13 protein-coding genes are annotated in these 11,982 nt (G+C 67.8%); 7 read left to right on the top strand and 6 right to left on the bottom strand.

Annotated elements, in window-relative coordinates; translation table 11 throughout:
- Positions 1-23: 23 nt before the first annotated feature.
- A complete protein-coding gene (locus tag EXQ71_05255; GenBank protein MSO86909.1) occupies positions 24-1,502 on the bottom strand; it encodes an apocarotenoid-15,15'-oxygenase in 1,479 nt (492 codons plus the stop codon).
- A gap of 2 nt (positions 1,503-1,504) precedes the next feature.
- The gene (locus EXQ71_05260) at positions 1,505-2,740 is read right to left on the bottom strand and encodes a thiolase domain-containing protein (GenBank protein ID MSO86910.1); all 1,236 of its coding nucleotides are present in this window, start codon (positions 2,738-2,740) and stop codon (positions 1,505-1,507) included.
- Between the two features lie 74 nt (positions 2,741-2,814).
- Between EXQ71_05260 and EXQ71_05265 the strand changes: the two genes are divergently transcribed.
- Both EXQ71_05265 and EXQ71_05270 read left to right on the top strand, forming a co-directional pair.
- A complete protein-coding gene (locus EXQ71_05265) occupies positions 2,815-3,015 on the top strand; it encodes a ferredoxin (protein ID MSO86911.1) in 201 nt (66 codons plus the stop codon).
- Positions 2,987-4,222 (top strand): cytochrome P450, encoded by a 1,236-nt coding sequence (locus EXQ71_05270; protein MSO86912.1) that lies wholly within the window; start codon positions 2,987-2,989, stop codon positions 4,220-4,222. The genes EXQ71_05265 and EXQ71_05270 overlap by 29 nt, the downstream gene beginning before the upstream one ends.
- On the opposite strand, the gene EXQ71_05275 is transcribed toward EXQ71_05270, so the two are convergent.
- Positions 4,140-4,646 carry a transcriptional regulator gene (locus EXQ71_05275; protein MSO86913.1) on the bottom strand — a complete coding sequence of 169 codons (507 nt, stop codon included), beginning with the start codon at positions 4,644-4,646 and terminating at the stop codon, positions 4,140-4,142. The two genes, EXQ71_05270 and EXQ71_05275, sit on opposite strands and share 83 nt — an antisense overlap.
- Positions 4,647-4,843: 197 nt before the next feature.
- Between EXQ71_05275 and EXQ71_05280 the strand changes: the two genes are divergently transcribed.
- Both EXQ71_05280 and EXQ71_05285 read left to right on the top strand, forming a co-directional pair.
- Positions 4,844-5,233, top strand: a complete 390-nt coding sequence (locus tag EXQ71_05280) for an SCP-2 sterol transfer family protein (protein MSO86914.1) — start codon at positions 4,844-4,846, stop codon at positions 5,231-5,233.
- A 21-nt stretch (positions 5,234-5,254) separates the two neighbouring features.
- Positions 5,255-6,187: an SDR family NAD(P)-dependent oxidoreductase gene (locus EXQ71_05285; protein ID MSO86915.1), complete on the top strand. Its 933-nt coding sequence runs from the start codon at positions 5,255-5,257 to the stop codon at positions 6,185-6,187.
- Here the strand turns inward: EXQ71_05285 and EXQ71_05290 are convergent.
- Positions 6,173-6,610, bottom strand: coding sequence for a hypothetical protein (locus EXQ71_05290; GenBank protein MSO86916.1), 438 nt, complete (start codon positions 6,608-6,610; stop codon positions 6,173-6,175). The two genes, EXQ71_05285 and EXQ71_05290, sit on opposite strands and share 15 nt — an antisense overlap.
- Before the next feature lie 14 nt (positions 6,611-6,624).
- Positions 6,625-7,617, bottom strand: coding sequence for an LLM class flavin-dependent oxidoreductase (locus tag EXQ71_05295; protein ID MSO86917.1), 993 nt, complete (start codon positions 7,615-7,617; stop codon positions 6,625-6,627).
- Between the two features lie 83 nt (positions 7,618-7,700).
- Here EXQ71_05295 and EXQ71_05300 point away from each other — a divergent pair, with 83 nt between their 5' ends.
- Complete coding sequence (locus EXQ71_05300; GenBank protein MSO86918.1) at positions 7,701-8,543, top strand: thioesterase family protein; 843 nt, start codon at positions 7,701-7,703, stop codon at positions 8,541-8,543.
- Positions 8,544-8,555: 12 nt separating this feature from the next.
- Here EXQ71_05300 and EXQ71_05305 read toward each other — a convergent pair whose 3' ends face one another.
- A complete protein-coding gene (locus EXQ71_05305) occupies positions 8,556-9,422 on the bottom strand; it encodes a LysR family transcriptional regulator (protein ID MSO86919.1) in 867 nt (288 codons plus the stop codon).
- On the opposite strand from EXQ71_05305, the gene EXQ71_05310 reads away from it, so the two are divergent.
- Complete coding sequence (locus EXQ71_05310; GenBank protein MSO86920.1) at positions 9,367-10,239, top strand: sulfite exporter TauE/SafE family protein; 873 nt, start codon at positions 9,367-9,369, stop codon at positions 10,237-10,239. The two genes, EXQ71_05305 and EXQ71_05310, sit on opposite strands and share 56 nt — an antisense overlap.
- Positions 10,240-10,380: 141 nt before the next feature.
- Complete coding sequence (locus EXQ71_05315) at positions 10,381-11,979, top strand: SDR family oxidoreductase (protein ID MSO86921.1); 1,599 nt, start codon at positions 10,381-10,383, stop codon at positions 11,977-11,979.
- Positions 11,980-11,982 lie beyond the last annotated feature (3 nt).

The following is an 11,982-nucleotide window of genomic DNA, read 5'->3' on the forward strand; positions in this document are numbered from 1 at the left end:
CGGTTGGTCGAGCGGATCGGTAGTCAGTCGGGCGGCAGGGAGGACTCGGGTGTCCAGCAGGAGTGGGTCCCGGAGCTGATGCGCTCGGGGAGGCGCACACGGGCGATGGGGCCGGTCGTGATGTCGGCGGCGTCGAACACGAGGCACTCGCTGAGATCACGGCCCACATCGGTGGTGAAGGTCACGAGGTAACCATCGTCCTCGGCGGTGCCGCCGGGGCGGGGAGCGAAGGGGGTTTCGCTGCCGAACACGCCATCGCCAAAGGCGTAGGACTGCTCGGCACCGGTGTGCAGGTCGTGCTTCACGAGGCCGTTGAACAGGAACCAACCCGGCTCGCCGGTGACGCTGTAGGTGTAGCGGTATGGCCGACCAGCGCGCTGTGCGTTGATCATTCCGAACTCCATGATCTGATCCGACAATGACTCCTCGCGGGTTTCGCCGGTGACGAGGTTGAACCGCCACCGATGAGGACGAGTTTGGAGTTGGTGGATGTCGAGGTAGCGGTACACCGACGCCAGGTGGGGATCGACGGCCCCGCGCTTGCGCGGGGAGGGGTCGTGCTGGAAGAAGCCGTCGAGCACCACTTCGTCGCCGTCTTCGTAGGCGTTGATCCAGTGGAGGACGTAGGTGGGGTCGGCCTCGAACCAGCGCACGGGGCCGGTGCCGTCGCGCCGCACGAGAGCGAAGCGGCTGGGCACGTCGGGGAAGAAGCGCGGGAGATGGATCCCGCCCGCCAGCAGTTCCGGGTCCCAGAAGAGAGGCAGGTCGTTGAGGATGGCGTAGTGCTCGGTGAAGGCCATGTCGTGCGGGAGGCGCGGGCCGGGGAGCTCTACATCGATGGATCGTTCCAGTGCGCCCTTCGCGTTCACGATCCCGAGGTGCAGGTAGGGGTGCTCCTTGCCGTAGCCGAACACGAGCAGTTCGCCGGTGCGCTCGTCCACCTTGGGATGGGCGGAGATCCCGGTGGGTGACGGGAAGCTGCTCGCCCAGGTGGCCTTGCCGTGCTGCTCGAGCGTGCGCGGATCGAGGGCATAGAGGTCGCCGCACTGCCAGAAGCTGGTGAGGGCCTGGCCGTTGTGCACCACGACGTCGGTGCTGGAGGCGTCCTTCATGCGGCCCCGGGCGCCCCAACCGTCTTCCCGCTTGGAGTGCTCCGGGGTGTCGAGCATGCCGGTCCAGAGCGACTCGGCCGCCTCCTGCTCGGCGAGGAACCCGTCGGTGCGCACGAAGCGGTTGCGGTAGCTGGCCGCCCCGTCGTGAAAGGCGATCTGATGGAGCATGCCGTCGCCGTCGAAGGGGTGGTACGCCCCGATGGCGGGATGCACCGGGTTCTCGGTGTTGCGGAGGTACACCCCGGAGAGATCGGCCGGGAGCTCCCCTTCCACTTCGAGGTCATCCGCGTCCCACTCCCGCACGTTCGGCCGCCACGCCCCGCTCCGATACGGGTGCTGGTCGTCGGCCGGCAGGGTGGACGCAACGGTGTTCCGCAGGATCGAGGCCACCGTTAGGCCCCTACTCCCACGACGAAGGTCACCGTGGTGGTGGTGGACCCACCGATGTTGAGGGTGGCCACCCGTCGAGCGCCGTCAACCTGGGTGGCTCCCGCCCTCCCGCTGGTCTGGCGGGCCGCATCGACCACCATGCGCACACCGGTGGTGCCCACGGGGTGGCCGCCGCCGATCAGCCCGCCCGATGGGTTCATCGGGGTGGCCCCGTCGCGTTCGAGGGTGCCGTCTTCGATGGCCTGCCAACTTTGTCCGGGTGGGGTGATGCCGAAGTGGTCGATGGCGGCGTACTCCGAGGGGGTGAAGCAGTCATGGGTCTCGATGGCATCGATCCCCGACACGTCGGCCACCCCGGCGCGCCCGAACGCGTCGGTGATGGCCCGGCGCACATGCGGGAGGACGTAGGGGTGGTTCGCCGAGCGCCGTACCTTCTCCGCATAGGGCAAACCCACGGTCCGGTGGCCCCAACCGAGGAGCCGGGGAACGTCGTCGAGGTCGCGACCTTGGGTGACGGCCCACGCCTCCGCGGTGCGACGCCCCGCCAACACCACGCCGGCGCCGCCGTCGGTGACCTGGCTGCAATCGGTGCGGCGGATGCGGCCGTCGATCACTGGGTTGAGGTCTTCATCGGCGGTAAAGCTCTCGGGCGTGTGCGACCACGCCCGCGTCTGCGCGTTGGGGTTGTCCTTGGCGTTGCGGAAGTTGAGCTCGGCGATGGCGGCGAGGTGCCGGTCGTCGATCCCGTAGCGATGGTCGTACTCATCGGCGAGCAGGTTGAACATGTGCGGCCACATGAACTTGGCCTCGGTGCCCTCGTGGCCCACCCAGGCGGCTGCCCCGAGGTGCCCAGCCGCTTGGTCGCCGGGCACGTTGCGTTCCTGCTCGGCGCCGAGCACCAGCGCGCAGTCGTAGCGGCCGGCCTCGATTTCCGCCATCGCCGCCAGCACGGCAATGCCGCCCGAGGCACAGGCGGCTTCGTGGCGGGCGGCGGGGATACCCCAGAGGTCGGGGGCAACCGTGGCGGGCATGGCCCCGAGATGGCCCTGTCCGTTGAAGAGTTGTCCGAAGGCGTTGCCCACGTGGATCGTTTCGATCGTGGACGGCGCAACCTGGGCATCGGCGAGGGTGCCGGCCACGGCATCAGCCACGAGGTCGCTGATTTCCAGGCCCTCTTTGGCGTAGTTGCGGGCAAAGTCGGTTTGATAGCCGCCGAGAATAAACACGTCGATGCTCATCGGATCTCCTCCCCGGCGAGCGTAGGCTCAAATGTCCGGATGATGTGCACCCTTGGTTGAGGAGCGTGATCTCGATGCGAGTGAAGATTGACGAAGCCTCCTGCCAGGGCCACGGCCGCTGCTACGCACTGGCGCCGGCGTTGTTCGAGCCCGACGAGATCGGTAACGCCTCCGTCCTCGGTGACGGCATCGTGCCCGCCGCCGAAGAAGATCGGGCGCGCCGGGCGGTCGCCAACTGCCCGGAGCATGCCATCGCGATCGACGCGAACACCTGAGATGACCACCGATCACCCGCCGGTAGAGGATTGGGCCGTCGACTTCGATCACACCGACGAGAGGTACGCCGCCAACCCGTTCCTGATCTGGGACGAGATTCGCTCGTCGGCCTGCCCGATCGCCCGCACGGAACGCTACGGCGGGGCTTGGCTACCCACCCGGCACGCCGATGTGTCGGCCATCGCCTACGACACCGATCACTTTTCCTCCCGCAGCATTCTGATGTCGGCGGTACGTCCGCCCCTCGAGGCCGCCCCGATGGGGATCGCGCCGCCCATCTCGTCGGACCCCCCGTTCCATGGGGGTGCCCGCCGCGTGTTGTTGCCCGCCTTTTCGCCTCAGGCGGTGGGGAAACTCGAGGCGTCCACCCGGGCCTACTGTGACGAACTCATCGACGCCATGCGGGGCCGGGAGGTCGTTGACGCCGCCACCGACTACGCCCAGAACATCCCCGTGCGGGTGATCGCCACCATGCTCGGGTTCCCTCTCGGCGATGACGACCGTTTCCGGGAGTTTGTGGTGGAAGTCATCGAGGGCGTGGACCTTCCCCCTGAGGCGCGGATGGATTCCATGGTGGCCCTCTATGATTATCTCCGCGCGCAGATCGAGGACCACACGGCCCATCCCCGCGACGACCTCACCAGTTTTCTGCTCAACGCGGAGATCGATGGGGAGCGGCTGGGGTTCGAGCATGTGGGTCGCACTATCGCGCTCTTGCTTTTGGCGGGGATCGACACCACCTGGAGTGCCATCGGTGCGTCACTGTTTCATCTCGCGTCCACGCCCGGCGATCGCGACCGCTTGGTGGCGGAGCCCGAGTTGGTTCCCACGGCGGTGGAGGAACTGCTGCGGGCCTACGCCCCGGTGACGATGGCGCGATTGGTCACGGAAGACATCGACTTCAATGGCTGCCCCATGAAGGCAGAGGATTGGGTGCTGCTCCCGTTCCCGGCGGCCAACCGCGACCCTGAGTTCCTGGCCGACGCCGCTCAGGTCGTCATCGATCGGGAGGTGAACCGCCACAGCGCCTTCGGGCTGGGCATCCACCGCTGTGCCGGCTCGCACCTGGCTCGGATGGAGCTGCGGGTCGCCCTCGAGGCCTGGCTGGATGCCTTCCCCACCTTTACCTTGGCCGACGCCGAGGCGGTGCGCTGGTCCGGCGGTCAGGTGCGGGGGCCCCGCCGCTTGCCCATCGCCATCGGCTGAGGGGTAGACGCCATCGCGAGGCGCCCGATCGGCCAGGTCGTCTGATCGAGGGGAGCGCGCCGCAGGCGGGTTGGCATCGTTGGTTCACCGTCCCGCGATCGTTCACCTCCCGTTCAAGAGCGCGCCAGACGGTCCACTTAGCGTGCTCGCATGGCCGTTGTGGACACCGAGGTGCTCGCCAGCATGGCCGTCGCGACGGGGATTGGGGAGCGCTACCCAGTTGCCCCGGGGCGCTGGCCACCTTGGTCAGTACGGCGCGGTCGAGCACGTAGTAGGTGAAGGCACCGCACCGTTCGGTGCGCACCACGCCCGCTTGGCGTAGGGCGCGAAGGTGGTGACTCACCAAGGGCTGGGCGAGGGCGAGATCGTCCCGAGGTGGCCCACGCACAATTCCTCGCGGGCCAGACGCTGCACGATGCTCCAGCGGATCGGCTCCCCGAGGAGTTTGAGGAGCGCCGACGGCGACGCGTCTACATCAACGAACATACATATCAATTTTGCTATATGTCGCGGGGAGCGCAAGGCCACTGGGTGAGTGGTCGGAACCGGGGGGGCGCCGTACGCGCTACCGTCGCATGTTGCCGCGGAACGTCCGTTCCCCACTTGACCCGGGAGAATCTAATGGCCCACCAGTTCCTGTCCGATGAGTGGCTCGCCGAAGTTCAGAAATTGGCCGAAGAGAGCGACGGCGAGGGCGGGTTTCCGGCCGATGCCAAGATCAACATGGTGGTCACCGGTGGCCCCGCCGGCGATCGCGAACTCCATGTTTCCGACGGATCCTTCGGGGCGGGTCTCATCGAGGCGCCCACCAAGATCACCTTGGCCTACACCCTGGCCCGTCAGATGTTCGTGGAAGGGAACCAAACGGCGGCCATGCAGGCCTTTATGGGGGGCCAGATCAAGGTCGAAGGCGACATGACGAAGTTGATGGCCATGCAGAACAGCGGGGGCGATCCGGCGGCCGCCGCCGCCATGCAGGCCAAGTTGCTGGAGATCACCGCTCCCGACTGAGCCCACTAGGAGGCAAGGCCCATGAAGTCGTTCGAAAAGAAGTTGGCCGTCGTCACCGGCGGGGGCACCGGGATGGGACGCGAACTCGTGCGGCAGTTGGCCGCCGAGGGTTGTCACGTGGCCACCTGCGATGTGCATCTCGACACGCTGGAGGAGACCCTTCGGCTGGCCGAGAAGGATGCGCTCCCGGGCACGCGACTCACGATGCATCGGTGCGACGTGGCCGACGAAGCGCAGATGTTCGCCTTCCGGGATGAGGTGGTGGAACAGCACCACACCGATCACGTCAACCTCGTGTTCAACAACGCGGGGGTGGGCGGTGGCGGGAGTTTTGTGGCTGGGGATCGGGCCGAGTGGGATCGCACCTTTGCCATTTGCTGGGGCGGGGTCTACAACGGCTGCCGGGCGTTCGTTCCGCTCCTGGTTGCGTCCGACGAGGGCCATTTGATCAACACGAGCAGCGTGAATGGGTTCTGGGCCTCGTTGGGACCGGGCATTCCCCACACCGCCTACAGTTCGGCCAAGTTTGCCGTCAAGGGCTTCTCGGAGGCGCTGCTGGAAGACTTCCGGTTGAACGCACCCCATGTGCAGGTTTCGGTGGTGATGCCTGGCTACATCGGTACCGACATCGTGAATAACAGTCAGCGCGTGTTCGGGGATCGTGAGCCGGTCATCAGCGACATCAAAGTAGGCATGGAGCGTCGCGGTGTTTCCACCGCCGGGATGGACGACGACACGCTACGGGCCCTGGCGGCGGGTTTCGGCGACATGTTCCGAGACCACGCACCGATGACTGCGGCAGAGGCAACCACCGTGATCCTCAACGGGGTGAGGTCCGGGACCTGGCGCATTCTGGTGGGGGACGATGCCCATAAACTCGACGCCGCCGTGCGGGCCGATCCGCTGAGCGTCTACGGCGCCAACGGACTCTCGCTGGATCTAGGCGAGATCTAGCGGTTCGAGAGCCGCCGGCGGCGGGTCCGTTTCAGGGGCGAGGCGGAGGCCGAGGGCGGCGAGACGCTGCTGGAGCGCTTCCACGAGGGCATCGGGATCGGCGCGGCATTGGTTCAGTTGCTCTGCCCGCAACAGCACGAGCAGGCCCGTGGCGGTTCGGCCCAGCACCATGGGGGTGGCGTCACCGGTGATGGCCAGCACATCGGGCGGACGCTCGTCACGGTGGAGCAGGGTGAAGTTCATCCCGAGTGTCGTGCACGCCGCATCGAACGAGGACCGCCTCCGCAGGGGGCCGTGGGTGATGTCGCAGAGCGAACAGTGGCCGCGCCCGGCGGCTTTCTTCACGACGTAGGCCAACTCGCCCCGCCACGAACCGTTGGCGTGGTACACCCCGATGAGTTCAGTGACAGCCTGGGTGGTCATGGGGGGAGTATGCCCTAGAGACCGGCGGCGGTAGCGAAGGCGGTCAACTCGCGTTGCGGATCCGGACCGCAGGGCTGATAGGCCACTTCGGTGATGCCCTGGGCTGCGTAGGCGGCCAGGCGCTCGGTAACTTCGGCGGCTGGTGCCGTGAGGGTGAAGGCTCCGATGAGTTCGCTCAGCCCTCCGGTAAGCCCGGCGCGGTCTCGATCGGTGAGTTCCACCAGGTGGCCCTCGTGGGTGGCGAGGTGGCGGTGGCGTGCGTCGATTTCCTCGAGGCCGGCGCGCCATTCCGCCCCGCCGGGGAACCGGTCGACCACCTCTGGCCCGCCTCGCTCGTACATGCCGTGCAGCACCACCGCCACCCCCGGCCCGGCGGCTTCGATCACCCGCGCGCTCCTGGGGGTCTCGCCGTCTTCCAGCACCGTTCCGAACGTCAGTAATGCTCGCCATTCCCCGGTGGCATTGGCATTGGGTGCCCCTGCCGCCATCGTGCCATCGCCGAGTTCTTCGGCCACGGCGTTCCCTTTCGGTCCGTCGGCACCGATGAGGATGGGCACCTCGATCGGTCGCGGGGCGCCAAACCCGGAGGGGTGAACCATTCTGATGGGACGGCCCTCCCACTCCACCTCCTCGCCTCGCAGCAACCCCTTGATGGCCATCACGTGGGCCCGCACGTCGGCCCAGCGCATGGGCTTCTGGCCGAGCACATGCCGCCCGGTGAACCCCGCCCCGATGCCCACCGCCACGCGTCCGGGGGCGAGGTCGCACAGGGTGGCGATGGCCGCCGCGTTCACCATCGGGTGACGCAGGCTCGGCACCAAAACGCCGGGGCCGAGGCCAATGCGCTCAGTCCGTTCGGCGGCCCGGGCGAGGGTGATCCACACGTCGTGATAGAGCGCCGGGGAGTCGTAGACCCATGCCCTCTCATAGCCAAGGTTCTCGGCGAGGGCGATGAGGTCGGGCGTGTGGAGCCCGGGAGGAAAGGCGGCGGAGATGACGATCGACATCCCCGCACCGTACGCACTTTCCACCGGTCCGTGGCGAAGGCCGATGCGACCTGGCGTCGGCCCCCTCGCTACCGTCCTGGCCTATGTCTGAGACTTGGTCCGACCTCACCATCGACGGCCAGGACCGCCGTTCTGATCACGCCTTGCTCGGTTTGGAGCACGTCGGGCCCGGTCGCGCCAGTTTCGTGCTCACCCAACCCCTGGCCCGCTTCGACGGAAAACTGTTCGGCGGCACGGCGATCGCCGTGGCAGTGGCCCTGGCGGAGGTGACCACGGCGCGTCCGGCGCTGTGGACCACCGTGCAGTTCATTTCGGGTGCCACCTCGATCGGGGACCGCTTCGAATGCACCACCGAGGTACTCGCCGACGGCAAGAGCGCGGCACAGGTGCGGGTTCGAGCGCTCGTGGAGGGCCGGGAGATCTTTTGTGCGCTGGGGGCGACGGCCCACCACAAGGCCGATCGGATCGAGTCGGCGTTCATTCCGTTTCCCTCGGTTCTCACCCCCTCGGAGGCCCCGCCCTTTGAGCTTCCACTGCCGCCCGCCCTGCGGCCCGTCGCCGCCAAGGCGCATCGCAACATTGAGATGCGCTCGGCCGAGCCGCTCGCCCGCGCTGAAGGTTCGCACCCCCATCTCCGGTTGTGGACCCGGGTGCCCGGATCGGTGGCTACCCCCGCGGTTATGGCCTATCTCGCCGACATGGTGCCGCTGTCGATCACCCGCGCCGCCGGACGCTCCGGTGCGGGCAGCAGCATCGACAACACGATGCGCTTCTCCGGGGCCGCCACCGCTGAGTGGGTCCTCCTTGATCTGGCTCCATCCTTCGCCTCCGGGGGCTACGGCCACGGAGGTCTGCGGGTGTGGTCTCCCGAGGGCGAGTTGCTCGCCACCGGGAGTCAAACCTCCAGCCTGTTGCTCTTCGGCTGAACCCGGCCGGGGCTAGCCCGCCGGGAGCGCGAGGGGCAAGAAGCGCTCGGCGGCGGGGCCGAGCGGCCCGGTCCGGTGGACCACCACGAGGGAGCGCCGCAGACGCGGGACAGTGGGCTGCACAGTGGCCCCTAGTTGGCGGGCCGCCCGGGCCAGGGTGGTGGGCAGGAAGGTGGTGCCGGCTCCGGCGAGCACGAGCGGAATGAGGGCATCGCGCTGAGCCGTCTCTACGGCCACCTCGGCGGTTACCCCGGCGGCGTCCAGGGCCGTCTCCACCGTGTCGCGCAGCGACGTGCCGGTGGGGGTGAGCACCAAGGGCACCCCGCCGAGCCGGTCGAGACGAAGGGCGCGCTTCGACCCTCCCGGCGGCGACACCGCCACTAGTTCCTGGTGGTGCAAGGGGATCTCCTCGAGCAAGCGGTTGGCAGGACCGGCCTCGGTAATCCCGAGTTCGGCCGCCCCGGACCGCACATCCTCGGCCAGGTCGGCCAGGGTGAGGGGTGCCCCGAGCCGGACGGTGACCGCCGGGTGGGCCCTGCGGAACCGTCCCACCAACTCCGCCATGGGATCCGCCGCCAGCGTAGGTAAGGAGGCGAGATCCAGGCGCCCCGCGACGAGACCGGTTACCGCCGCTACTGCGGCGGTGGCGTGGTCGATGTTGCGCAGCGCTTGCCGGGCGGGCCCCACGAGCGCCTCTCCTGCCGGGGTGAGGCGGGTCCCGTGCCGGGAGCGCACCAACAGGGGTGCCCCCAGTTCCGTTTCGAGTTCACGCACCGCCAAGGACACCGCCGGCTGGGCTACCGCCACGGTATCGGCGGCGGCGGTGAAACTGCCTTCGTCCACGACGGCGAGGAACAAACGGAGGCGACGGAGATCCATAGGAATATCTTATAGAGATAAGTCAAAACATGTCTTTGACTTCTACCTTTCGCTAGCGTTGGATAGAGGGGTGCCTCACTTCCTGATCCTCCTCGCGGGCGTGGCCGCCGGAGGGGTGTTCGGACTGTTCGGAGCGGGAGGCTCGGCCTTTGCCACCCCGATGCTCGCCCTGGTGGGGGTGCCCGGCATCTTGGCCATCGCCACACCGTTGCCGGCGCTGCTGCCCGCCTCGATCGTCTCGGCCCGTCGCCAACTCCGCCAAGGCAACCTCGACCATCGGGTCGCCGGCCTGGTCATCGCCGGCGGCGTGCCGGGGGCGGTGGTGGGCGCGGTGGGTTCGCGTTACGTGAGCGGGAGCGCCCTGCTGATCGCATCGGGGGTGTTGCTCCTGGTGGTGGGGGCACGCGTGCTGCTGCCCGACCCGACCGGCCACGTTGATCGGGCCGCCGCCCGTCGGGACCAGCCCCTGATCATCCTGATCCCCGCCTTCGCCGTTGGCCTCCTCAGTGGGTTGCTCGCCAACAGCGGCGGATTTTTGCTGGTGCCTCTGTGCATCGTGCTGCTGGGCCTCACCGCGGCGAGGGCGGCGGGCACGAGCATCGTGGCCGCCGGGGCGCTGTCGATACCGATCCTCCTCGTCCACTGGAACCTCGGCCACATCGACTGGATGGTGGCGCTCGTCTTTGCCCTGGGGATGCTCCCCGGCTCCCTTGTGGGCAGCCAGTTGAGCGATCGAATTCCACCGGTGCGCGCCCGCCAGCTCTTTGGCGTGGCGCTGGTGGCTTTCGCCATCTGGTTCCTGGGCGTTCAGTTCTAAGCGCTCCCCCGGCGGGGTCATCCCCCGGTGCCCGCCGCCGCCGAACGCGCCGCCCGACCAGCTCGTAGGGGTGGACGGGGCCAGTGGAGGGCAAGCGAGTGCTCGTGCGATCGGGCCCGAAGCAGGGCCGGGTCGGTCCCTATGGAAGGATTCGTGACGTTCGGTGGTCCAGTGATCCTGCCGAGCCCGCGATCGCCTCAACCCGTTCGGATTGGTACCGTGAAGTCTCCCAGCGCCAGCGCCCCTCCCCCGGAGGGAACTTCCCTTCCCACGCCCGTTCGGGTGCTCGTTACCGGTGCATCGGGCTACATCGGCGGACGTCTGGTCACCGAACTTCTTACCCACCATCACCACATTCGTTGTGTCGCCCGCGATCCGCGCAAACTCGATCCCGCGCCGTGGCGGGCCGGCGTCGAGGTCGTGCGGGCCGACCTCGCCGATGATCTCACCGCCGCCATGGACCAGATCGATGTGGCCGTCTTCCTCGTCCACAGCATCGGTGAGGGCAGCGACTGGGTGGCCCGGGAACGAGCCATCGCCGAGAACTTCCGCACCGCGGCGGAGCGGGCGGGCGTCGGACGGATCGTCTATCTCGGCGGCCTGGGCGACGACCACAGCGAACTGAGCATCCATCTGCAGAGCCGCCACGATGTGGGCGCGACGTTAGCCAACGGACCTATCGAGACCGTCGAGTTACGGGCCGCCGTGGTCATCGGCTCCGGGTCGGCCAGTTTCGAAATGCTCCGTTACCTAACGGAAGTCCTGCCGGTGATGGTCACGCCCAAGTGGGTGGACACGCTGTGCCAGCCCATCTCGATTCGAGACGTTCTGCGCTATCTGGCGGCGGTGATCGAAGAACCCGCGCCCCTGGCGGGAATCCTGGAAATCGGCGGCCCTGATGTGGTGTCCTACGCCAGGATGATGGCGATCTACGCCGAACAGGCTGGGCTCAAGAAGCGCCGACTCTTACCGGTACCCGTACTCACCCCTCGTCTGTCCTCGCTGTGGGTCGGTCTCGTCACGCCGGTTCCTGCCCAACTCGCCCGACCCCTAGTGGACTCCCTCGTGAACTCGGTGATCGTCACTGACCATCGGGCGGAGACGTTGTTCCCCTTCGAGCGGATACCCCTGGCCGAGTCGATCCACAACGCAATTGGTCGCACCGCCATCGGCGACGTCCCCACCAAGTTTGATGATGCCTCCTCGCCGGTGTGGCAATCGGCGGCCACTGATCCGGGCTGGACCGGCGGCACCGAAGTCACCGATGTTCGCACCCTGGTGGTGGCCGCTGATCCGCACCGCACCTGGCAAGCAGTGTGTCGAGTGGGCGGCGACCGTGGCTGGTACCGGGGCGAAATGCTCTGGCGAGCGCGCGGGCTAGCCGATCAAATCGCCGGTGGCCCGGGCCTCCGTCGCGGCCGCCGCCACCCCGACCACCTCGCGGTGGGCGAACCGGTGGACTTCTGGCGAGTCGAAGACCTCGAAGTCGACCACCGCTTGGTGCTCCACGCAGAGATGCGCCTCCCCGGAGTGGCCTGGCTCGAGTGGACGATAGATCCAGTCACCGACGGCTCGCTGATCGTTCAGACGGCCCGCTTTCGCCCCCGTGGATTGTGGGGCCGCGTCTATTGGTACGCCGTGGCGCCCTTCCACGGTCTCGTGTTCCCGGGCCTGCTCAAGGGCATTGCCCAAGATGCGCTCAGCCATCCCGAGCCGGTCACCGCTACTGCTCCGCAATAGCGC

Source organism: Acidimicrobiia bacterium, from assembly GCA_009694375.1.
In the GTDB taxonomy this organism is placed as follows: Bacteria; Actinomycetota; Acidimicrobiia; order Acidimicrobiales; family VFJN01; genus VFJN01.